A 21410-nucleotide genomic window follows, 5' to 3' on the forward strand; every position below is an offset into this window, starting at 1 on the left:
CAGACAAGCTTGGTCGGCTATGAAATGCGCGCCGAGACCATACTCAAGTTCGCCTCGAAGAAGAGCATGCCCCTCCCCCGCCCAGTCCCTCCCCGTCGTCTCTGCGGGGAAAGAGGCGCGTGCTCGTCATAGGTGCCGGAGTTTCTTGTGCAGCCTAAAGGCGAAACGCCCAACTCGCGCGGCATGTCGCGCAATGTGTCGCATGGAGGCTCCGGGAGTGGCTGGAAAATCGCGGAATCCCCGGAAGCCGGACGCAACACAGTCGCGACATGCGCCAGACCATTCAAGCGAGGAAACTATATCTAAATCATTGATTTGTCTTAGAAATGCGTGGTGCCCGGGACCGGAATCGAACCAGTGACACGCGGATTTTCAATCCGCTGCTCTACCAACTGAGCTACCCGGGCACAGGGCCGCTGAGCGGCCCGAAACGCTGGCGGGTTATAGGGGCACAATTGGCGAGGTGCAAGCTGAAATCGGGAGCTATTGCACTGCTGTAACACGACAAAGAAGAGCCTTGCCCAAGGTCAGGCTTTTCCAGGCGGCAGGCGCGCAATCCGGCCCTGCCCCACGCCAGGTCTCTTCTCAATAACCCGGTGCTGGGCTGGCAGGCGACGCCGCCCTTGCACGGCACCGCAGGATGCAGCACGTTCAGGCCAAAGATAGGGAGAGATACGATGCTTGCGGATCTTGCTGGCAAACGCGCTTTGATTACAGGCTCATCGACCGGGATCGGCGCAGCGGTTGCGTTGGAACTTGGGCGGCTGGGTGTGGCGGTTGCTGTGCATGGCAACAAGAATGCCGAGGCGGCCAAGGCGGTCGCGGACAGAATCGTGGCAGCGGGCGGCAAGGCCGGAGTGGTCGTCGGTGATGTCGCCAAGCGCGGCGCGGCCAAACAGATCGTCGACGCGGCTGTGGCCGGGCTCGGCGGACTGGATATCCTGATCAACAATGCCGGGGCGATCCTCGAGCGGGTCACCAATGCCGGGTTTGACGACGACATGTACGACCAGGTCTACGATCTCAACGTCCGCTCGGTGCTGGCGGTGACCAAGGCGGCCTATCCACACCTCAAGGCAGCGGGCGGCGGCTCGATCATCAACACGGGCTCGGTTGCCGGGCGCTTTGGCGGGTTTGCGGGCTCAACCGTCTATGCTTCGGCCAAGGCCGCCGTGCACTCCATCAGCCGCAATGCGGCCCGTGAGTTTGCCGCTGATCATATCCGGGTCAACGTCGTGGCCCCGGGCTTCATCATCACGCCGTTCCACGACAAGACGCCGCAGGCGGTGCGCGACAGCGCTGCGGCGCAGATCCCGATGAAGCGGCTCGGCACCGCAGAGGATTGCGTCGGCGCATATGTGTTTCTCGCCTCGTCCGCGATGTCTGGGTACATCACCGGGCAAATCATCGACGTCAATGGCGGGCAGCTAATGCCGTAGTGGCTTTGAGCCTTAGCGCCCGCCCGGCAGGTGCCGGAAAAGGCCGCGGTCAATCTCAGCCATGCGCCGGCCGAGATCGGCGCGGGAGACGGACTGGTTCAGGTAGTCGCGTTCGGCAGTGGCGCGTGAGGGGGCGCGGAGCGCGGCTCGGAAGGTGTCAAAGAGGCCCATCTGGGATTCTCCTGTGCTCGAAGTTTGCTTGGCGCAGAAGACTCCTCACAGGCCTTGTCAGCAAGGCGGTTAAGCGCATGCCAGCCATCACCTGACCGCGAGGGAGTCAGTCTTCGTCTTCATCCGGAACTGGCGGGCCGTCGGCGTCATCGTCACCCACCGGTTCGGCGGGGATGACGTACGCGCCGCTCAGCCAGCGGCTGAGATCGATATCCACACATCGCCCCGAGCAGAACGGATGATGCGCCTGGGTCGAGGGCTTGCCGCAGATCGGACAGGGCCGGGTTGGCTTCAGCCGAATGACGTTGTCGGCCATCAGGAGCGCTTGCAGGAAAAGTGCGAAGCGGTTTTCCGGTTCGAAAGCGCGACCATGGAGAACCCTATACTGATGTCAGGCTGGACTGGTTGAGCCAGTTGAAGTGCACCGGGTAGCCTTCGCCGGCGAGCAGCGACACCGTCTCGTTGAGCGGCAGGCCGACGACGGCCGAGTACGAGCCCTGGAGCTTGATGACGAAGGCACCAGCGATGCCCTGGATGGCGTAGCCGCCGGCCTTGTCGCGCCATTCGGCGCTGGCGAGGTAGGACTCGATCTCGCGCGCCGAGAGCCGCTTGAAACGGAGCCGCGTCTCGACGAGGCGTTTGCGCATGGCACCGGAGGCGGTGAGCATGGTGACCGCGGTAAAAACCCGGTGCGAGCGGCCCGAAAGCAGGCGCAGGCACTCGGAGGCCTCCTCCATGGTTTCGGCTTTAGGCAGTATCCGGCGGCCGACTGCCACTACGGTATCCGCCGCCAGCACCAGTGCATTGCCGGCGATACCCGAGGTGCGGGCCTTATGCTGGGCTGCGATGGCCTTTTCGTCGGCAAGGCGCTGCGCCAGCTTGCGCGGCAGTTCGCCCTTTTCTGGCGTTTCGTCGATGTGAGCGGGCACCAGGTGTTCGGGCTCGATGCCGATCTGGTTGAGCAGCGCCAGACGCCGCGGCGATGCGGAGGCCAGAATGAGTTCCGGACGGCTCGCCATGTGGGGATCTGCTCCTGCTGCTCAGCCCGGCTGCGTCGAACGACGCGCGGGGGAAACGCTTCGGGTTACTTGAAGCGGTAAGTAATGCGACCCTTGGTCAGGTCATAAGGCGTCATTTCGCACAGCACCTTGTCACCGGCGAGGACGCGAATGCGGTTCTTGCGCATGCGGCCGGCAGTGTGGGCGATAATCTCGTGCTCGTTCTCCAGCTTCACCCTGAAGGTGGCGTTGGGCAGCAATTCGACGACCACGCCCGGAAATTCGAGCACTTCTTCCTTAGCCATACTCTCTCCTGAGAAGGCCCGCTGAACACCAGATACCAAATGTCGGGGCCGGAAATTGCGCGCATCCTATACTGGATGTCGTACGCTTTGTGAACCACCCGGGAGCGGCGCGCGCCGGTTTGATCGCGACCAGACAGGCGGGCGCTTCAAGCGGCCTTTGGCGGGCTCGCCACCAGCTTTTCGAGCCGGCTGCGGACGCGTGTCTGCAGCGTGTCGCGGAGCGTGCGATAGGCGCTGAGCACGGACTCGCGATTGCCCTCCATCTCGGTGGGATCGAGCATCGGCCAGTGCTCATGGGCGCCCATCTCGAGCCGGCGCTCGACGACGGCTGCGGCGGCATCGTCGGAGAGCGTGATTACCAAGTCAAAATGGTTGGCCAGCAACTCGTCCATGGTGTGGGGGGTATGGACGGACATATCGATGCCGATCTCTTCCATCACCTCGTGCACGAAGCCATCGGCCTTGCCAGAGCGCACCCCGGCCGAGCGCACGATGAGCCGGCCCGGGAAGAACCGGCGGGCCAGCGCCGCGGCGATGGGCGAGCGGACGGAGTTCATCGAACAGACGAACAGCACAGTGGGCAGCGTCGATTCGCGTTCGTCGATGCGGCTCGCAAAGGGTTGCACCGCGCAGATCAGGGTGAACAGCCGGCGCGCCGTGTTGAGGTCCATCTCCAGCTTGTTGTCGAGCCGGGTGCGCAGCAGTTCGGCGGCATCGTTGTGGAGACCGCGGCGCGCCATGTCGACGGTTTCGATCTGGTAGGTCGAGCCGGTCTTGATGGCATCGTAATAGCTGTCGCGGATGCGGAAATAGTCGCGGATCAGCCGGCGGAAGGGCGTCAGCGACAGGTAATGCGCCGCGATCGGCTCGTAGGTATCGGGGTTGCGCACATCGAGCAGGATGTAGTTGCCGGTGATCGAAACGTGCAGCGCGTAGGGACCCGTGGCAGTGACCCGGGCGGGCGCGAATTTGTTGTCTTCGACAAGGTCATAGATGGCGATGCGCCATTCATGCACTTCGTCAGGATTGATCGAGGTGATGGTGTTGGGATCAAGCGTCACCGCGACGAGACGATCTTTTTCAGGATCGAATTGGCGCGGGGGCAGCGCCATCTAGCGATTGAGCCGGATCGAAACCGAACGCCCGTGCGCATCGAGCCCTTCGGTGGCGGCAAGCGTGATGGCGGCGGAGGCAAGCTCCGCGAGGGATGAGGGATCGCAGCCGAGGACTGACGTCCGTTTCATGAAGTCCAGCACCCCCAGCCCCGATGCGTAGCGAGCCGAGCGCGCCGTGGGCAGCACGTGGTTCGACCCGCCGACATAGTCGCCGATCGCCTCGGGCGTGTGATGCCCGAGAAAAATCGCACCAGCATTGCGAATTCTGGGGAGCAGCACACGCGGATCATCCAGCGCCAGCTCCACATGCTCGGACGCGATGCGGTTGGCCAGCAGCACCGCCTCATCGAGCGACCCAACGGTGATCACCGCGCCGAACTCGTTCCAGCCCTCGCGCGTAATCTCGGCGCGCGGCAGAAGCGCGATCTGGCGATCGACTTCCTTTTCCACCGCATCGGCGAGCGCCGGGTCAGTGGTAACAAGGATCGACTGCGCGCCGCCGCCATGCTCGGCCTGCGCCAGCAGATCGGCGGCAACCCAAGCGGGGTTGGCGGACGAATCGGCGATCACCAGAACCTCAGAGGGGCCGGCGATCATGTCGATGCCGACGGTGCCAAAAACCTGGCGCTTGGCAGCGGCGACATAGGCATTGCCGGGGCCGGTGATTTTGGACACCGGAGCGATAGTCGCGGTGCCATAGGCAAGCGCGCCAACCGCCTGAGCGCCGCCGATGCGGTAGATTTCGGTGACCCCGGCCATCCGGGCTGCAGCAAGCACAGCGTCGTTCACCTCGCCACGCGGCGTCGGCACGGTCATGGCAATGCGGGTGGCTCCGGCTACCTTGGCTGGGATGGCATTCATCAGCACCGAGGACGGATAGGCCGCGAGGCCACCGGGCACATAGATGCCGACGGCTTCGACCGGGGTCCAGATGGTACCGAGGGTCACACCGAGATGGTCCTCGTAGATCTGATCGACCGGCTTCTGCTTTTGGTGGTGGGCCGTGATGCGATCGTGCGCCAATTGCAAAGCGGCGCGAACTTCGGCCGGAATTCGCGCACTGGCGGCGTCGATTTCGGCGCCGGTGAAGGCAAGAGTCTCTGGCGTGAGACTCAGGCGATCGAACTTTTGGGTGTATTCGACAACCGCCGCGTCGCCGCGCGCGCGCACATCGGCGAGGATGGCGGCGACGACCGCGCCAACCTCTTCGGAGGCTTCGCGCTTGGAGTTGAGCAGCAGCTCAAAATCCCTGGCAAAGCCCGGGTCGCGGCTATCGAGACGAGATGGCATCAGGCAGCGTGCTCAGGCTTGATCTTGGCGGCCCAGGCGGCGCCCAGATCCTGCAGGCGTGCTTCGAGCACTTCGACGTCGAGACGAACCGTGCCACCACCGGCAAAGGCCAGATCGACATGGCCGCCGGGCGCATCGGTTTCGGTAAAGCTGAGGGTCAGGAGATCCAGCGCGCCTTCAAGCGCATTGGTATCGATGCCGGTGACCTTCACGGCGGTCACGCGATCGAAATGCAGCGCGGCGCGCTTGCGCACACCCTTGTTGCCGCCAGCGGCATCTTCCCATGCATAGCGGTTCATCAGCAGGGCAAAGCGCTGATCGGCCTTGGCGTAGCCCATGTCGCCCACCCGCACGATGGCATCCTGCGTGGCAGCGGAGACCACTTCGAGGTCTTCAGCATCGAGCGCGAGGAGTTTCAGGTCGGTCATGTGTCTATCCGGGACTGTTTACATTGCCGCCTAGATGGGCGCCCGGCTGACGATCTACAAGCTTGCGGCCGCTGGAGCAATGCGCTCACGGGACGGCTCGGGCAGGATCAGCCGGTGAGGCGCTCGATTTCCGCGCCGCACCCCGAGAGCTTTTCCTCAAGCCGCTCGAAGCCCCGGTCGAGGTGATAGATGCGATTGACGATGGTTTCCCCGCGCGCCGCGAGACCGGCGATCACCAGGGACACCGAGGCGCGAAGATCCGTCGCCATCACCTGTGCGCCCTTAAGGGCTGGAACGCCCGTGACGGTCGCCACCTGCCCCTCGACCCGGATGTCGGCGCCGAAGCGGGCGAGTTCGGCCACGTGCATGTAGCGGTTCTCAAAGATGGTTTCGCGGATATGCGAGACGCCGTTCGACATGGTCATCAGCGCCATGAACTGGGCCTGGAGATCGGTCGGGAAGCCCGGAAACGGCTGCGTTTCGACATCGACTGCGCGGATGCCGTTACCGTTGCGGATGATACGGATGCCATTGGCCTCGGGCGTGACCTTGACCCCGGCTTCGACAAGCGTATCGAGGGCAGCCTGGAGGTCATGGGCGCGGGCATTCTTGAGCAGCACGTTGCCGCCGGTCATGGCCGCGGCCATGGCATAGGTGCCGGCCTCGATCCGATCGGGCAGCACGGCGTGGGTGGCGCCATGCAGTTCGTCGACGCCCTCGATGGTGAGGGTCCTCGTGCCGATGCCCGAGATTTTCGCGCCCATCGCCACGAGGCACTCGGCGACGTTGGTGATTTCGGGCTCCATCGCGGCGTTTTCGATCACCGTGGTGCCCTTGGCGAGCGTTGCCGCCATCATGATTACGTGGGTGGCGCCCACAGTCACTTTAGGAAAGTTGATCCGCGCCCCGCGGAGCCCGCCCTTGGGGGCACGGGCCACCACATAGCCCTCGTCGATCTCGATCTCGGCGCCCAGTTCCTTTAAGCCATAGAGAAAGAGATCCACCGGCCGCGTGCCGATAGCGCAACCGCCGGGCAGCGAAACGCGCGCCTCGTGCGCACGCGCCAGCAGCGGGCCGATGACCCAGAAGCTCGCCCGCATGGTCGAGACCAGTTCATAGGGAGCGGTGGTATCGACGATCTCGGCGGCCTGAAGCGTCATGCGCTGGCCATCGAGGCTGGCGCTGCGGCGGCCGTGCACCGCGATATCCACGCCATGATTTTCGAGGATCTTTTCGAGCTGGTTGACGTCAGCCAGCCGGGGGACATTCTCGAGGACCAGCGGGTCCTTGGTCAAAAGGGACGCAATCATCAGCGGCAGCGCAGCGTTCTTGGCGCCCGAAATCGGGATCTCGCCGTTGAGTTCGTTGCCGCCGACCAGTCGAATGCGATCCATGTGCAAATCCTGCAGAGGCCAATGTGGCCCAATGTGTCTAGCTATCCGAGTCAGCGGCGGGCTTCAACGCGTCCGGGGTCACAATGTCGGGGGAGAGTTCAGGCTCTGCCGGGGGGCCTGCATCCGCGGCACGGCCGCGCGCCTGCTGCTTCCGGCGCAGCAGATTCTCCCGCAGCTTAGCCGCCAACCGCTGCTCCCGCCGCGCAGCCTCATCGGACTTGCTCAACAATTGGCTCCCTTCGCTGGCAGGAGAGTGACGGACAGCACTGGAGTTGCCTGGCCGGACGCGTGATGTTTGTAGCATCTCGCAAGTGCGAACAAGGCCGCTTTTCGTCCCCGCAATCCGACACGAAAAGACCAACGCATACATGGATTTCAACGGAAAAGAATGGTGCTGCAAGAGAGGATTGAACTCTCGGCCTCTCCCTTACCAAGGGAGTGCTCTACCACTGAGCTACTGCAGCATCTGGTGCCGGGGAAGGGTTCCCCTCCGGCGTGGGCGGTTACTGCCACAGGGTGTTTTGCGGCGCAAGGCAAAAAAGGCGTTGGCCGGCAGCCGATGACGAACGATGTGAGGAAAGGGCCGTTCTTTCCCGCCGGAACGCGCCTCTGGGCAGGATGGCTCGTGCAAGAGCCGAGCAAAGAGCGATCCTGCGACAGGCAAGTCCGCCCGCCTCACCCCACGCGCTGCTGCGCGGGAACTGGCATCCCCAGCATTTCGCGGATGCGGTCGGTGAGGACGATGCCGGGGGTGTTGTAGGCGCGGAGGGTGGGGATGATCTGGTCTTCCTGTTCGCGGAAGAGGAAGCCGGTTACGGCGCTGGCGAGCCGCGGCACGCCGTAGCGGTGGCTGCTGATCGACACGGCCGACATGCCGCCCATGCTGAGCGAGGCAAGCGCGTTGAAGGCGAAGATGCGGTCTATGCCGGGGGCTGAGCCAGGGTCGCGCTCGGTGAACTGATAGTGCCGGTTGAGGTAGGGGAAGTTGAGCCGCCCTGGCGCCGGGTCGTCGGCGGGCGGAGTGAAGCGATCTCGCCAGAGCGCGGCCTTGGCGGCGATCTTCGCCAGTTCCGGACGCCGGGCCATATCTACGGCGACACCGGTGCCGGCGAAGACATGGTCGAACGCGAAATCGCCCTTGGGCGTCGTGACTTTGATCTTGTCGCCGTCCATGCCGACGCGATCCCAGGGGGCGCCGAGATACATGCGGAAGTTCGGGTGGTTGCAGGCCTTGAGAAAGTGGTGTTCGGCCGGGGATTGGCTGAGCCCGCTCATCAGGCGCGACAGGGCCCATTTGGTGGTGTCGCTCAGTTCCGAGCCGTGATCGAGACCGCCGCCGTGCTCCATCTCGCGGGCAAGATCGAGCATGGGCAGTTCGGGCCGCCGCATGAACATCGAGACCGATTTCGCACCGGCATCCAGCGCGGCAACCGAGGTGTCGAATGCCGCGGCGCCGGCGCCGAGCACGCCCACGTCAAAGCCCTTGAGGCGGGTCTCGTCGTAGATGTCGCAGGCGTGGTTGTAGCGGTCGGACGGCAGGTTATCCGAAATGATGGCGGGCGTGTTCCAGGAGCCGCCGCCATCCATGCCGGTGGCGAGGATGGCGAGGCGGGCGCGGTAGGTCTTGCCCGCGTCGGAGGTGAGGGTCACACCGGTTGCGTCATAGTCGATATCGACGATGCGCACATCGTTGACGATGGGCAGGTCGGCGATCCGGCGATACCAGCGCAGGTAGTCCATCCAGTCGAGCCGCGGCACGCGCTTGATCTGGCTCCACGCCTCGGCGCCGTGCTTGGCAGTGAAAAAGCTCTGGATGGTGAGGCTGGGCAGGCCGAGGTCGGAGCCCATGATCTCTTTGGGCGACCGGATCTCGTAGTTGCGGGCGTAAGTCTCCCACACGCCCTCATGGCCCTCGGGGTTGCTGTCCAGCACCAGAATATTGGTGACGCCGCGGCGTTTCAGGGCGTGGCCGGCGACCAGCCCCGATTGCCCAGCGCCGATGATCACCACATCGGGGATCTTCTCCCCGTCATGTTCGCGGGGGATCACCCAGGGCTTGGTGGCAAAGGACAGCATGTCGAGCTCTGCCCTCGCGCGCTCGGCGAGTTCGGCGAGGCGCTGCTCGGCGGTGGTAAAGGTGAGGGTGGTCATTCGGCTCTCCGCTCTGTCTGTGCGGGACGCCAGACCCGATTAAGGAGAGGTGCCGTATTCCCGCCGATAGGATTGCATCTTGGCCGGTTCGGCGCTCGCACATAGCAGCGAATTGGGGGACGGGTGTTGCCGTCGCGGCAACGCTCAGCCAGCGGCCGGTGCGCTCGCCGCAGCGGACGCTGCGATCGCCTGAACGCGCAGTTGAAACTCAGGCAGCCGTTGCTTTAGCATTTCGATCAGCACGGCGCCGGAAATGGATGGCGTGCTTTGCGGCTTGCCGAACACCGTGAGCGTTGGCGCAACGACGCGATCCGAGATGGGGAGGAAGGCGATCCGGCCGGTCTCAATATCGTTCATGATGCCGACGGGGGTGCGCACGCCCACGCCGAGGCCAGCCTGCACCAGAATTGTGATCAGGTCCGGCGCGTTGGTTTCAATGAAGCGGGAGCGGGGAAGACCATTGCCGAGGTGAGTAAAAAAGCTGGTGCCACCCCCCGTGCCGTCCCGCGCCTCCACCAGCCGTTCGCCGCTCAGGTCGCGGAGCCGGATGCTGCTCAGGCGCGCGAACGGGTGACCCGGGGGGGCGATGACCCCCACAGGCATTGCCGCCTCGGCGTGAATGGCGACGTCCGACCGGGTTGGTGGCGCCATCGCGATGCCGACATCGGCATCGCCTTCGGCGACCGCAGCGAGGATATCGAGCGCCGATGCAACATCGACGGTATAGGTGATGCCGGGATATTCGGCGTGGAACTCAGACAGGATAGTCGGCAGGAAGTCACGTCCGATGCCGTCTTCGCACGCAAGCCTGATGTGGCCACGGCGGAGGCCACGCAGATCATCGATCTGTGAGACGGCGCGTTCGAGGTCCCGGTCGAGCCGCAGGATATAGTTGTAGAGGACTTCACCGGCGGCGGTCAGCCGCACGCCTTCGGCACGCCTGTCGAACAGCTTGCACTGCAGTTGATCTTCGAGCTTCAGAATCTGGCGATTGACCGCAGAGGCAGCAACGTTCAACTGCTCCGCCGCCTGCCGCATCGAGCCGGTTCGCACCGTCTCCCCAAAATAGCGCAACGCGACCAGGTGTACGTGGACGAAGCTTCTGCTCATGATGCCTCCCGCAAGGATCAGCCATCACGATGGGGCCATCTGACCCCGCCGAGCAATCAGCACGAGCGCGGGGCAGCGTTGCGTTTTCGGCAGCTATGCGACGCTCGAGAGCATCTCCGGGGCAACACCATAGCTTAGTTGTGGCCGCACTTCCTGCTGCAGCAGGCGGAGCGTGCGCGTGAAATTGTCAGCGCCGACACGCGGGATGTTCACCATCGCATCGAGCTGGTCCACCCCGGTTTCGCGCAGGTATTTGTTGAGCTTTCGCGCCACCGTGTCAGGCGAGCCAACCACGTAGTTGACCTGCTCGAGCATTTCCTCGCGGGTCTTGGGTTCTGCAGCCACAAGCCCCTTGGCCTGCGCTTCCTTCTGGTAGGCGCCCTTGCCGATCAGCGAATAGTAAAGATCTGCGGCGGCAGTGCTGTCGGCGATAGCCTGGGCGTCAGTTTCGGCGACAAACACCAGCCGCACGCCGCGGGTTTTGCCCTTGCCACCAGCAGCCTTGTACTGGCGGATATAGTTGGCCTGCACGGCGCCCATTTCCGCCTGGCCGACCACAAGGTTGACGCCGGTTTCCGCGAGGTGGCGGATGGTCGGTTCATCCCGGCCAGCTGCCCAGAGCCGGGTCGTGATATCGACTGGGGAGACCGGGCTGATGTCCGGGCTTTCCAGCTTGGGGTCGTTGCGCAGCACCGACAGGAGCTCGTCGAGCAGGCGGCGGAACTCAGCCGCCTTTTCATCGCGCGTCTTCATGCCGTGCTGGCCGGAGCCTAGGCCAATGCCGAAATCGACGCGTCCGCCGGTGAGCACGCTGAGCATGCACATTTCCTCGGCGGTGCGCTGCGCCGGTGTGGTTGAGAGAATGCGGACGCCGCCGCCGAGCGAGATCCGGGAGGTTTGCGCGGCGGCGTAACCGAGGACGATCTCGGAGGCAGGTACCCTGCCCCAGAACGGCGAGTCCGGCCGGCGATGATGATGTTCGCCTACCCAGGCTGAATCAAAGCCGAGTTCATCGGCGAGCCGGATGCACGCGATCACCCGGTTTACCGCGTCTGCATCGCTGACCTCCGGCGGAGCCCAGCCCTGATCCATGACGCCGAATTTCGGAATGGAAGTGCTCATGCTTGAACTCTTGTCGTTTGAGGAAGGGAAGCCGTCAGAGGTCGGACTGACGGACACGGAGCCATGGCGTGAGCCGGTACTCGGCAAAGACCACGGCGCCGTAGACCGCGAGGCTCGCGGCCGATGCGACGATCGCAGCAGCCCAGAGCTCGGGGATCTTGTAGGACTGGCCGTAGAGGATGATCAGGAAACCCAGCCCCTGGTTGGAGGCCAGCCACTCGGCCACAAGGGACGCGACGACCGAGCCACAGGCGGAGAGCTTCAGGGCATTGAACAGGAACGGTACGGACGCCGGCAAGCGAACCATGATCAGCGTCTGCCACGATGACGCCGAGAGCGTGTAAAGCAGTTCCCGCACTTCGGAATCGGCACTGCGGAGGCCGCGGAAGGCGTTCACCAGCATTGGGAAGAAGGTGAGAAACGCCGTGATGAAGATCTTGGGCTCCATGCCGTTGCCGAGCCACAGGATCAGCACCGGCAACACCGCAACAACCGGCACGGCTTCGGCCCCGATAGCGAGCGGGTAAATGGTGCGGCGCGCCAGGTCGGAATGGACGAAGATCACCGCAACGACGAGCCCGGCGAGGTTGCCGATGGTGAAGCCGATCAGGGCCTGCGCGAGCGTGATGCCGCAATTGGCGAGCAACGCGGGGGCCTCAGAGACCATGGCGGCTGCAATGGCGGAGGGACCAGCCAAGACGAGCTTGGAGACCATGCCCGCCTGCGCGACGAACTCCCACCAGCCTAGTAACAGCACCATCAGCAGGACCGGCAGGAGCACCTTGCGGCTTTGCCCCCATGCCTCGCTGAGCGCCAGGCGAAACTGTGGGGTGCCGGGAGCGTGTTCGATGGCGGCCATCGTCAGGTTCCGATCTCGCTGGCGGTGGCGGTGAAGCGGCCGAGGAGCTTTTCAGCGAAGGTGACCGCCCCGAGCAGGGCGAGGGTCAGGAACGCCGAGGTGAAGATGGAGGCCCACATCATGGGGAGCTTGAAGTACTGGCCGGAGACAACGACCAGGTAGCCGAGGCCGACATTGGCGCCGATCCACTCGGTCACCAGTGCCGAAATGAAGGCGCCTGAGGCGCTCACCTTGAGGGCGGCGAACAGGTAGGGCATCGACACCGGGAAATCGACAAGCCGCAGGCGCTGCAATGGCGTCGCGGAGAGGGTGTGCAGCATCTCGTGATAGTCGGCGTCTGCCGCGCTCAGCCCGCGCATCATGTTGAGAAAGGTCGGGAAGTAGACCGAGAACGAGACAATGGCGATGATCGGGGGGAGCCCACGTCCGAGCAGGACGACGACGAGTGGGGTAAAAACGATGAAGGGAATGGCCCGGCTGATCAGCGCGTAGGGATAGAACGCCTCGCGCAGCACCGGTGAGAAGCTCAGGGCCGTCGCTGCCACAAGGCCGGCGATGGAGCCGATCGCAAACCCCGACAGAGCCTCAAGCGTGGTTGCGGCCGCATGCTTCAGCAGCACGGCGGAGTTGTTGAGGAATTCGTTGGCGATGGCAGCGGGTGAGGGAAGCAGATAGTTCGGGACGACGCCGTAGGCTGAGCCAATTGCCCACAGCACGACAAGCGCAATCAGAAACAGTGCGGGCGGCACGATGCTCTGCGTGGCCTTGGTCGCCGTTTCCGCCGTCCGGCTGTCGAGGCGTGATCTCAGGGCCATGTTCAACGTGCTATCGCTCACTGGGCCACCGCTCCTTCTTGAGAGGATGGCGGGCGCCCGAGAGCGCCCGCCGATGTTGAGGCGTCGGATCAGTATTTCGGCAGAGTCGAGGCCTCGAGGATTTCTGTGGTGAGGAAGGATGCGGGGTCGACGAGTTTGGTGGTCGAACCTGCCGCAAGGGCGTTGGCGGCGTTCTCGGCCCAGGTCTTGGGGTCGAGCCACATAATGCCCTTTTCCTTGGTCAGGGCGCTGACCATGTAGGTCACCTGCTGCTCGGCCTGGAAGGTCTGCTGGTCGATATCGAGGCCGTCGTTGAAGCCGCCCTCGACGATGAACTTGGCACCAGCAGCGGGATCCTTGAACAGTTCGTCCCAAGCCTTGGCCTCGGCCGTCAGGTACTTGGCGAGAATTTCCTTGTTGCCGGGGGTATCGTAGAAGGCCTGCGTCACGGCATAGGCGTCAGGCTGCGAGTTGAGGCCGTAGTCACCCAGGCGCAGCACCTTGACCGGCACACCAGCATTGGCGATCAGCCGTGGCTCGTTGAAGGCGAAGGTGGTGATCATGCAATCGACCTTGCCGGCGATGATGGTCGAGACGTCCGAGCCGCCGATCGTGGTCGGCGTGATGTCCGCCATGGTGAGGCCGTTCTTCGACAGGAACGTCTCGGCATAAAGCTGCGCGGCCTGCTTGATACCGAGCCGCTTTCCCTTGAGCATCGAAGGCTCGGTAACGCCGGAATCTTCGCGGCAGGTCATGGCGACCGGCGAGAACTGGAACTCAGCAGCGAAGACCTTGAGCGCAACACCCTTGTCGACCGCGGCGATAACAGCGTCCGAGCCGCCGATGGAAATCTGGGCAAGGCCGGAATCGATCATCTGCAGGCTATCGACACCATTGCCGCCCGGAACCAGCGTCACATCGAGCCCGGCTTCGTCGAAGAACCCCTTGGCCTTGGCGTAGATCGGTCCGTAGCTCTCGACATTGGGCACATAGCCCAGCACCACGGTGAGCTTGGTCTTGTCCTGCGCCATGGCCCCGGTGGCGATGACAGTGGAGAGCAGCGCGGCGGTAGCAAGGTGTCGGAGCAAAGGCAGAGTGGATAGGCGCATTGGGTCGTCTCCTGGGTTCGGGTTCAGGCGTAGGTCTGGTTGGCTTCCGCTGGGCTCGCGACAGGCGTGCCGTAGAGCGAATGGCGGAGTTCGGTTTCGTAGGCGGCAAAACGCGGGTCATCGCGCATGGCCGCCGAGCGCGCATGGCCGAAGCCGATATCGACAAGGCGTGAGATGCGACCCGGGCGGGGCGTCATCACCGCCACCTGATCCGACAGGATGATCGCCTCGCTGATCGAGTGCGTGACGAGGAGCAGCGTCGCTCCGGTTTCCTTGAGGATGCGGAGCAGCTCAAAATTGAGTTTTTCGCGGGTCAGTTCATCGAGCGCGCCAAACGGTTCATCCATAAGGAGAAACTGTGGCTTAAGGGTCAGGGCGCGGGCGATGGCCGCGCGCTGCCGCATGCCTCCCGACAGTTCCGATGGGTAGGCTTTTTCAAAGCCGCGCAGGCCGACCAGATCGATCGCCTCCTGCGCTGCCTTCCGGCGCGCAGCCTTGTCGACGCCGGCCACTTCGAGCCCGAGTTCGACATTTTCCATGATCTTGCGCCACGGCAGCATGGTCGATTGCTGCGACACCATCGAGAATATCCGATTGGCGCGCGCTTCGGCCGGCGACACACCATGGAGACTCGCCGCGCCGTGCGTCGGTTTGACGATGTCGGCAAAGATGCGCAGCAGGGTGGATTTACCACAGCCGGAAGCACCGATCAGCGAGGTCCAGGTGCCCCGGGGCACGGTCAGCGAGCAATCGACGAGGGCCTGGGTTTCCTGGTTGCCGCGGCGATAGACCATGCCAACGTGGTCAGCAACCATTCCGAATTCACTCGCCAGTTCGGCCACGCATGCTCGCTTCCTGCGCCGTCTGGGCGCCGAACTTGATCTCTTTCCTCCCAATTCAGGGTTTGTGCCCGGTCTGACGCCGCGCCAAATCAACAGCTTTGGCGCTTTTTTAGGCGATCGCTGAGTGACGACCAAAGCGTAAGCAATTGTTCACAGCGCTTACAAGTGCGCATTTGCATCACGTGCCGTTGCGTTTTCGGCAACGGGTGCGAGACTGTGGGAAATCGTCAAGCTTTGCAGTCGATTCAGCGATCCGGAGCGGGATTGCAGGGCTGCCATGCCCGCCCCTTTTCCCCGCATCCGCCGTTGCCCAAGCGGCAACGCGGGAGGAATCTGCGTTCTAACCCGCTGAAATTAAACACTTCTTCTGCCTGTGCGGCATCTCGACCTGCGTTCGAAACCCCGATTGCGTTTCTCGCCATTGCCCCTATCGTTTCAAGCAAGACGCTCGAGGAGTTTGCAATGAGCCTGGATGCGACCACCACGCTGGACAGCATCATGGACGAGATGCCGGCATGGGGATCGGAGTTTGCCCGGACCTACGCCAATCATGCGCCGATGGTGCTGGTCGCACTCGACCGTCTGGGCGGCTCCGGGGAGCGGTTGCGCGACTTCTTCGAGCACTATCGCGACTACAAGGAGTTGTTTGTCGTTGGTCCGACAGTGGCAGCGCTCGACACCTCAAACTGGACCGATGCGATTGGGCAACGCGAGCGGGAAGCGGACCTTCGGGTATTCTTTTCGAAGGAAGTTTCCGCACTTGGTATCGATGGCGCACTGCGGACCTATCTGCCGACCTTAGCCCCATATGTGGGCGCCAGCGCGCTGCATGCGCTGATGCGGACCGCCTATGGTCTTATTCGGCGTGACCCCATCGACATCGGCATTGCCCTTTCTTACTGGGCCGCATCGGGCTTCGAGATGCCCCGTTCCACAGGAGTAGCGCCTCTGACCGACGACCCCGTCGAGGTCCTGCAGCGTGTTGCAGCCGTCGACGCCCTCCACGGTTTGCCGATGCACGAACTCCTTTGGCAAAACATGAGCGAGAACGGCCAGACACCTGCCTTTGCGCCGGTCATCGACTGGCTCGAAATCACCCCCGAAACTCCAAGAAAGCTGGCCGCCGCCTCCATCGCGCTGTTTGCCGCAACGCAGGATTTCTGCGCGCTTCACGCCGTTACCGGCATGCACTGGACGCGGCTGACACTGCCCTATTGCGAGACCCCGGATGTCCTGTTGCGGCACTTCTGGCAGTGCGTGGCTGCGCTGATGGGTGAGATGCGGTTTCCCGTGCTGCCCGATGCCGAGACGCTCGAGCGCTGGCGCCAACTACCGGTGCCGGACTGGGCCGAGATAAAGGCCGCCGCCGCCAGTTCCTACGATGAGCACGATATCAGCCTCGTCTTTTCAGCGAGCGAAGAGATGAAGGTATATGGTGATCCGCTCTATCAACTCGCCGCCGCTCGCCGCGTCGGCCTTGTCAAGGCTTACGCATGACCACGACTGAAAGCTGTATCATCGAGGCGGGCACGGTTCTGTGTGGGCTCGATGCCAGCGGCAAAATGCAGATGCGGCACGATGTGGCGATCTGGGTGCATGAGGGCAAGATCGCCCAGATCGGGCCACTGGCCGCGGTGGGCAGCAATAGCGGGGGTCTCAAACGCTACGGTTCGCCTAGCATGATCGCCATGCCGGGGCTGGTCAACAGCCACCACCACTCCGGCCTGACGCCGCTGATGATGGGCGTACCGTTCGCGCCGCTTGAGCTGTGGCTGCCGCAGTTTCGCGCCATGCGCGGGGTCGGCGACCGGCTCGACACGCTCTATTCGGCCATCGAGATGCTGGAGAGTGGCACGACGACCGTCCACCACATCCATGGCGGGCTCTCACCGAATCCCGATGAATGGGACGACACGGTCGACAGCGTCATCGGCGCCTACCGCGAAATCGGCATGCGGGCGGGCTTCTCGTTCATGATGCGCGACCGCAATGTCTTGACCTACAACGACGATGCCGAGGTGATGGCAACCCTCCCTGCCCCCCTCCGGGCGTGGCTCGAACCGCGGATCAGCTCGGCACTGACACCGACCGCCGAGTACATGGCGTTCTTCAAAGAGAGCAAGGCGAAATGGGCGGCAAAGGCCGGATCGTTGGTGCGGCACCACCTGGCGCCGGCGAACCTCCACTGGATGACCGACGACAGCCTGCAGTTGATTGTCGAGACGGCGCGGGCAGAAGGCGCGAACCTTCATATGCATCTGGTCGAAACCGAGCGGCAGGCGCTGTTTGCGCAGGAACGATACGGTCGCTCGGCGGTAGCACATCTGCACGCGCTTGGCTGCCTCGGGCCTGAACTGACCTTCGGGCACGGCAACTGGATGAGCCGCGATGACCTCGACCGCCTCGCGGAGTGCGGGTGCAGCGTTTGCCACAATGCGAGCTCAGGTCTCAGGCTGGGCAGCGGCATTGCGCCGGTGAACCAGTTGCGGCAGCGCGGCGTGATGGTGGCGCTGGGGATCGACCAATCCAACATCATGGACGATCGCGACATGCTGGTGGAAATGAAGCTCGCCTGGGCGCTACACCGCGAGACCGGGCTATGGAACGACCGCCCCGGCGCCGGGCATATCCTGCAGATGGCGACCGAACACGGCGCACGCACAGCGGGCTTTGGCGGCACCGTCGGCCGGCTGGAGCCAGGCCAAGAGGCCGATATCGTGCTGCTGTCGCGTGATGCGGTGGCCCGGCCGTGGCTCGACCCGGATACGGCCATGGTGGATGCGGTGGTGCTGCGCGCCACCAAAGCGGCCGTGGATCAGGTGTTCGTTGCGGGCAAGCTGGTGGTCGACAAGGGGCGAGCCATCGGAGTTGATCGCGACGCCGTGCTGGCGGAGATCAAGGCTCGGCTCGACCGGCCTGCCAGTGCGGCTGAGGTCGAGGCACGCGCGATGGTTGCAGCGATCCAGCCCCACATCGAGGCCTTCAACCGGGCCCACACGCCGTCGGGCAGCTACCGACCCTACCGCTACAACGCCATGAACGGTTGAGGCCCCTCCCGTGACAGCCATCACCCCTATCCGCCAGGATGCAGTAACTTTGGACGCCAGCGAGACATTCCGTGCCGGAATGCGAAGGCTGGCGTCGGGCGTTTGCATCGTCACTGGCGGGACGGGCAGCGAGCCGGTGGGGTTGGTCGCGACGGCAGTCTGCTCGGTCAGCATTGATCCACCAACCTTGCTGGTGTCGATCAGCCGATCGTCGTCGGCCTACCAGACGATCGCTGCAAACGGCCGATTTTGCGTCAACATCCTCGGCTCTGACCATCGGGATGTGCTTGAACGGTTCACCACTGCCGAAAGACGCGCCGAGCGCTTCACCGACAGTCAGTGGCAGCTAAGGGCCGATGCGCCGCCGATCCTCAACAAGGCCCTTGCGGCCTTCGATTGCAGGGTCGTTGAGCGGATCGCGTACTCGACGCACGAGATCTTCCTCGCCTGCCCGGACCTGACACTGGTGGGTGACGGAGCGCCGCTGGTGCATTTTGACCGCCAGTTTCGCCAGCTGTCCTAGACCCGGCGAGAGCTAGGTCTGCTGTTGCGCGCAGGATGGTGTGAGCTGCCGTCAGCTGCGCCAACGCGGGATAGGTTCCCCCAGAGTCTGCAGCTTCTGAGGGTCTTCCCCGCTGATGCGCAGCATCAACAGGCGTGTGAGCTCCCTGCCGGCTGCGTACACATCTTCCTCGATGCTGTCGGCCTTCGGAAACAGGGCAGCGAGCATTCCGGAAGTCTCCTTGCTGATGACTTCGACCCCTGCTCCGAGCATCACGCCCTGGTCCTGCAGACCGCTGATCAGCGCGATAGCGCGCAGTTCGCTGTCACAGAGAATGCCGTCGGGCCGGTTGTCGCGTCGCCCCAGCTGCTGACCGAAATCGCGCATCTGCGGCACCTCGCCACCGGCGATTCGTCCCTCTACCACCTCCGCGTCGAGGCCCGCCTTGGCCGCCTCGCGCATGAACGTGGTGACGATGTTATGGTGGTTGGAGGTGCGGTCGTCATGGGCAATCAGCATCAGGCGTCGGCAGCCCCGGGCGACAAGGCGCGCCACGCCCAGCGTGACGAACGCTTCCGAGTGATAGTCATGGAAAGGATGCGGATCGAAGAAGTCGGTCCGGCCGTGGCTGACGAACGGGAAGTCCGCATCCAGCAGCAGTTGCACCCGCCGATCGCGCGGCGAGGTATGGGTGATGATCACCCCATCGGCGGTGCGACCATCGAGGATGTACTTGATGGTCTCGACCGTATCGGTGCGCTCGAATTCTGGCATCACGGTCAGGTGGTAACGGGTTCCGGCGATGGCGTTGCCAATCCCGCGGATCAGGTGGCTGGCGTAGTTGATCGAGTCCTCGGCGCCATCCAGCACCAGCGCGATGACGTTGGTCTTGCCGGTGCGCAGACGTACGCCGGCGCGGTCCGGAACATAGCCGACGGCCCTCGCCGCCTCGGCCACCTTGAGGCGGGTTTCTTCCTTGAGCGTCGACCCGCCACGCAATGAAAGCGACACCGTCGACAGGCTTAAGCCTGTCATCTGCGCGATGGTCTTGAGCGTGGCGCGCCCTCCACTCTGGCTCGGCCCGTCCGCTGGTTTTCCAGTCTTCGTCATTTCGCCCTGCTGGGGACTCCCCTGAACACTAGCAGAAAATCCCAGTTACGCAGTTTTTGCAACGATACATTTTTTCGTTGGTGTCAAAGGAAGACCGCGCCATCAATATCTTCATAACGAATTGTTCTTTATCATTTTTTGTCTGTCATTCGTATCGGCATGGCTGCAATGCAGTCCTATTGCAACGTTGCAAAAAATGCGCTTAGCTATGGGCATGTCCGGCACACACGGACGGCGAGCGCAGGCCTTGCGGTCGCAAAGAGGAGGATTTTTTGATGCGTATGGGAAGACTGGCGACGTCGATCGCCACACTTATGCTTTCGGCTGCCATGGCCATGCCGGCCCACGCCGAAGTATCAATCATGTATGCAGACTGGCTGGCCTCGCTGGTCGAGCCGGGCATTGCGAACTATGAGGCCGCAACCGGCGACAAGGTCAATGCGATCAAGCTGCCGGGCGACGGCTATGTGGAACGCGTGGCGCTCGATCTGTCGGCCGGCACCGCCGCAGACGTCATCCAGATGGACAGCTTCGTGGTCTCGGAACTGGCATCAGCCGGTTATGTCGAGCCGCTCGACAGCCTCGCCACCATTTGGGACCAGTATGGCAGTTACATGAAGGGTCTGCTCGACGTGGTAAGCTATGACGGCCACGTCTACGCGCTGCCCACCGACACCGACGTGCGCATGCTGTGGTACAGCATGGAGCTGTTCAAGCAGGCGGGCATTGCAACGCCGTGGGCGCCCAAGACCTGGGACGACGTGCTGGCTGCCGCGCAGACAATCAAGGACAAGACCGGCGTTGAAGACGCGTTCCTGCTGCCCGCCGGCACCAAGCAGGGCGAAGCTGCAACCATGCAGGGCTTTTACATGGCGCTCCTCGGCGCGGACACGCCCGATGGCGATCGCAACCGGCTCCGCAACTGGAAAGAGGGCAAGTGGATCGGTGACAGCCCGGCGCTTCGTCGTACGCTCGAACTCTACAAAAAGGTCTATCAAGACCAGAAGCTTGCCGGTAAGGCCATCAACTACGCCACCGATATCGGCGCTGCCGTGCACCAGGAAATGCTCGGCAACAAGCTCGGCATCCTTGCATCCGGCTCGTGGGAATATGCGTGCATGTGGGACTGCAACGGCGTGAATGCGCCGGCTCCGGCCGATCGTGACGCGATCCTCGGTTGGGCTCCGTGGCCAGGTTCGGGCCAGCCCGGCACCAAGGCAACCACCAATATTTCGGGTGGCTGGGCCATCGGCATCAATGCCAAATCGGCGAACAAGGAAGCGGCTCAGAAGCTGCTGACGACGATCTTCGACAAGGGCAACTTCACGACCTGGACGGTTGCCAACAAGCGCATGGCGGTCCGTACCGACATCTCTCAGTCGCCCGAGTACACGGCCGACGCCTACCTCGCCAAGGCCACCGCAATGGCTGCCGAGACGACTGGTCGCGATACCTACCCGGGCTACCAGCGCGTTTCTGCCCTGGTGCAGAACATGACGGCTGCGATCCTCGACGGCTCATCGGTTGAAGATGCGATTGCCGAGTACAAGGCAGGGCTCATCGACGAATTCGGCGAAGAAAACGTCATGACCTACGAATAAGG

22 protein-coding genes and 2 tRNA genes are annotated in these 21410 nt (G+C 63.4%); 5 read left to right on the top strand and 19 right to left on the bottom strand.

The window, feature by feature from the left end:
* Positions 1–331: 331 nt before the first annotated feature.
* Positions 332–407: transfer RNA gene (locus ACO06J_RS11410), tRNA-Phe, on the bottom strand.
* Positions 408–677: 270 nt separating this feature from the next.
* Between ACO06J_RS11410 and ACO06J_RS11415 the strand changes: the two genes are divergently transcribed.
* Positions 678–1439, top strand: a complete 762-nt coding sequence (locus ACO06J_RS11415; protein WP_421760837.1) for an SDR family NAD(P)-dependent oxidoreductase — start codon at positions 678–680, stop codon at positions 1437–1439.
* A 12-nt stretch (positions 1440–1451) separates the two neighbouring features.
* Here the strand turns inward: ACO06J_RS11415 and ACO06J_RS11420 are convergent, their stop codons facing one another.
* The 17 genes from ACO06J_RS11420 to ACO06J_RS11500 all read right to left on the bottom strand — a co-directional run bounded on the left by ACO06J_RS11420 (position 1452) and on the right by ACO06J_RS11500 (position 15148).
* A complete protein-coding gene (locus ACO06J_RS11420) occupies positions 1452–1610 on the bottom strand; it encodes a DUF3563 domain-containing protein (RefSeq protein ID WP_421760838.1) in 159 nt (52 codons plus the stop codon).
* A 106-nt stretch (positions 1611–1716) separates the two neighbouring features.
* A complete protein-coding gene (gene yacG, locus ACO06J_RS11425; RefSeq protein WP_421760839.1) occupies positions 1717–1926 on the bottom strand; it encodes a DNA gyrase inhibitor YacG in 210 nt (69 codons plus the stop codon).
* A gap of 64 nt (positions 1927–1990) precedes the next feature.
* On the bottom strand, positions 1991–2629 hold the full coding sequence (locus ACO06J_RS11430; RefSeq protein ID WP_421760840.1) for a Maf-like protein: 639 nt from the start codon (positions 2627–2629) through the stop codon (positions 1991–1993).
* Between the two features lie 65 nt (positions 2630–2694).
* Positions 2695–2913 carry a translation initiation factor IF-1 gene (gene infA, locus ACO06J_RS11435; protein ID WP_046138947.1) on the bottom strand — a complete coding sequence of 73 codons (219 nt, stop codon included), beginning with the start codon at positions 2911–2913 and terminating at the stop codon, positions 2695–2697.
* A 146-nt stretch (positions 2914–3059) separates the two neighbouring features.
* Entirely contained in the window at positions 3060–4025 is a 966-nt protein-coding gene (locus ACO06J_RS11440; RefSeq protein WP_421760841.1) for a UPF0262 family protein, read from the bottom strand.
* Entirely contained in the window at positions 4026–5318 is a 1293-nt protein-coding gene (gene hisD, locus ACO06J_RS11445) for a histidinol dehydrogenase (RefSeq protein WP_421760842.1), read from the bottom strand.
* Positions 5318–5746 carry a DUF2948 family protein gene (locus ACO06J_RS11450; protein WP_421760843.1) on the bottom strand — a complete coding sequence of 143 codons (429 nt, stop codon included), beginning with the start codon at positions 5744–5746 and terminating at the stop codon, positions 5318–5320. The genes hisD and ACO06J_RS11450 overlap by 1 nt, the downstream gene beginning before the upstream one ends.
* Before the next feature lie 107 nt (positions 5747–5853).
* The gene (gene murA / locus ACO06J_RS11455; protein ID WP_421760844.1) at positions 5854–7140 is read right to left on the bottom strand and encodes a UDP-N-acetylglucosamine 1-carboxyvinyltransferase; all 1287 of its coding nucleotides are present in this window, start codon (positions 7138–7140) and stop codon (positions 5854–5856) included.
* Positions 7141–7177: 37 nt separating this feature from the next.
* Complete coding sequence (locus ACO06J_RS11460) at positions 7178–7366, bottom strand: hypothetical protein (protein ID WP_421760845.1); 189 nt, start codon at positions 7364–7366, stop codon at positions 7178–7180.
* A gap of 163 nt (positions 7367–7529) precedes the next feature.
* A tRNA-Thr gene (locus ACO06J_RS11465) sits at positions 7530–7604 on the bottom strand.
* A 211-nt stretch (positions 7605–7815) separates the two neighbouring features.
* Positions 7816–9291, bottom strand: coding sequence for an NAD(P)-binding domain-containing protein (locus ACO06J_RS11470; protein WP_421760846.1), 1476 nt, complete (start codon positions 9289–9291; stop codon positions 7816–7818).
* Positions 9292–9435: 144 nt separating this feature from the next.
* Entirely contained in the window at positions 9436–10401 is a 966-nt protein-coding gene (locus tag ACO06J_RS11475; RefSeq protein WP_421760847.1) for a LysR family transcriptional regulator, read from the bottom strand.
* Between the two features lie 93 nt (positions 10402–10494).
* On the bottom strand, positions 10495–11523 hold the full coding sequence (locus ACO06J_RS11480) for an LLM class flavin-dependent oxidoreductase (RefSeq protein ID WP_421760848.1): 1029 nt from the start codon (positions 11521–11523) through the stop codon (positions 10495–10497).
* Between the two features lie 34 nt (positions 11524–11557).
* A complete protein-coding gene (locus tag ACO06J_RS11485; protein WP_421760849.1) occupies positions 11558–12382 on the bottom strand; it encodes an ABC transporter permease in 825 nt (274 codons plus the stop codon).
* Between the two features lie 2 nt (positions 12383–12384).
* Positions 12385–13218 (bottom strand): ABC transporter permease, encoded by an 834-nt coding sequence (locus ACO06J_RS11490; RefSeq protein WP_421760850.1) that lies wholly within the window; start codon positions 13216–13218, stop codon positions 12385–12387.
* 68 nt (positions 13219–13286) lie between these two features.
* Positions 13287–14306, bottom strand: a complete 1020-nt coding sequence (locus ACO06J_RS11495; protein WP_421760851.1) for an ABC transporter substrate-binding protein — start codon at positions 14304–14306, stop codon at positions 13287–13289.
* 23 nt (positions 14307–14329) lie between these two features.
* The gene (locus tag ACO06J_RS11500) at positions 14330–15148 is read right to left on the bottom strand and encodes an ABC transporter ATP-binding protein (protein WP_421760852.1); all 819 of its coding nucleotides are present in this window, start codon (positions 15146–15148) and stop codon (positions 14330–14332) included.
* 462 nt (positions 15149–15610) lie between these two features.
* Between ACO06J_RS11500 and ACO06J_RS11505 the strand changes: the two genes are divergently transcribed.
* From ACO06J_RS11505 to ACO06J_RS11515, 3 genes are read left to right on the top strand one after another with little or no spacing between them, the layout of a single operon-like run.
* A complete protein-coding gene (locus ACO06J_RS11505; protein ID WP_421760853.1) occupies positions 15611–16645 on the top strand; it encodes a questin oxidase family protein in 1035 nt (344 codons plus the stop codon).
* Positions 16642–18195, top strand: coding sequence for an amidohydrolase family protein (locus tag ACO06J_RS11510; RefSeq protein WP_421760854.1), 1554 nt, complete (start codon positions 16642–16644; stop codon positions 18193–18195). The genes ACO06J_RS11505 and ACO06J_RS11510 overlap by 4 nt, the downstream gene beginning before the upstream one ends.
* Before the next feature lie 10 nt (positions 18196–18205).
* Positions 18206–18718, top strand: coding sequence for a flavin reductase family protein (locus tag ACO06J_RS11515; RefSeq protein WP_421760855.1), 513 nt, complete (start codon positions 18206–18208; stop codon positions 18716–18718).
* 51 nt (positions 18719–18769) lie between these two features.
* Here ACO06J_RS11515 and ACO06J_RS11520 read toward each other — a convergent pair whose 3' ends face one another.
* Entirely contained in the window at positions 18770–19807 is a 1038-nt protein-coding gene (locus ACO06J_RS11520; protein WP_421760856.1) for a LacI family transcriptional regulator, read from the bottom strand.
* Positions 19808–20082: 275 nt separating this feature from the next.
* On the opposite strand from ACO06J_RS11520, the gene ACO06J_RS11525 reads away from it, so the two are divergent.
* On the top strand, positions 20083–21408 hold the full coding sequence (locus ACO06J_RS11525; RefSeq protein WP_421760857.1) for an extracellular solute-binding protein: 1326 nt from the start codon (positions 20083–20085) through the stop codon (positions 21406–21408).
* The last annotated feature ends 2 nt before the right edge of the window (positions 21409–21410 follow it).

Origin of the sequence: Devosia sp., from assembly GCF_965229025.1 — a bacterium.
In the GTDB taxonomy this organism is placed as follows: domain Bacteria; phylum Pseudomonadota; class Alphaproteobacteria; order Rhizobiales; family Devosiaceae; genus Devosia_A.

Coding starts and splice junctions, on each gene's coding strand:
- ACO06J_RS11415 (WP_421760837.1), top strand. CDS start 678: ATGCTTGCGGATCTTGCTGGCAAACGCGCTTTGATTACAGGCTCATCG.
- ACO06J_RS11480 (WP_421760848.1), bottom strand. CDS start 11,523: ATGAGCACTTCCATTCCGAAATTCGGCGTCATGGATCAGGGCTGGGCT.
- ACO06J_RS11470 (WP_421760846.1), bottom strand. CDS start 9,291: ATGACCACCCTCACCTTTACCACCGCCGAGCAGCGCCTCGCCGAACTC.
- ACO06J_RS11505 (WP_421760853.1), top strand. CDS start 15,611: ATGAGCCTGGATGCGACCACCACGCTGGACAGCATCATGGACGAGATG.
- ACO06J_RS11475 (WP_421760847.1), bottom strand. CDS start 10,401: ATGAGCAGAAGCTTCGTCCACGTACACCTGGTCGCGTTGCGCTATTTT.
- murA (WP_421760844.1), bottom strand. CDS start 7,140: ATGGATCGCATTCGACTGGTCGGCGGCAACGAACTCAACGGCGAGATC.
- ACO06J_RS11485 (WP_421760849.1), bottom strand. CDS start 12,382: ATGGCCGCCATCGAACACGCTCCCGGCACCCCACAGTTTCGCCTGGCG.
- ACO06J_RS11440 (WP_421760841.1), bottom strand. CDS start 4,025: ATGGCGCTGCCCCCGCGCCAATTCGATCCTGAAAAAGATCGTCTCGTC.
- hisD (WP_421760842.1), bottom strand. CDS start 5,318: ATGCCATCTCGTCTCGATAGCCGCGACCCGGGCTTTGCCAGGGATTTT.
- infA (WP_046138947.1), bottom strand. CDS start 2,913: ATGGCTAAGGAAGAAGTGCTCGAATTTCCGGGCGTGGTCGTCGAATTG.
- ACO06J_RS11495 (WP_421760851.1), bottom strand. CDS start 14,306: ATGCGCCTATCCACTCTGCCTTTGCTCCGACACCTTGCTACCGCCGCG.
- ACO06J_RS11420 (WP_421760838.1), bottom strand. CDS start 1,610: ATGGGCCTCTTTGACACCTTCCGAGCCGCGCTCCGCGCCCCCTCACGC.
- ACO06J_RS11450 (WP_421760843.1), bottom strand. CDS start 5,746: ATGACCGACCTGAAACTCCTCGCGCTCGATGCTGAAGACCTCGAAGTG.
- ACO06J_RS11525 (WP_421760857.1), top strand. CDS start 20,083: ATGCGTATGGGAAGACTGGCGACGTCGATCGCCACACTTATGCTTTCG.
- ACO06J_RS11510 (WP_421760854.1), top strand. CDS start 16,642: ATGACCACGACTGAAAGCTGTATCATCGAGGCGGGCACGGTTCTGTGT.
- ACO06J_RS11520 (WP_421760856.1), bottom strand. CDS start 19,807: ATGACGAAGACTGGAAAACCAGCGGACGGGCCGAGCCAGAGTGGAGGG.
- ACO06J_RS11430 (WP_421760840.1), bottom strand. CDS start 2,629: ATGGCGAGCCGTCCGGAACTCATTCTGGCCTCCGCATCGCCGCGGCGT.
- yacG (WP_421760839.1), bottom strand. CDS start 1,926: ATGGCCGACAACGTCATTCGGCTGAAGCCAACCCGGCCCTGTCCGATC.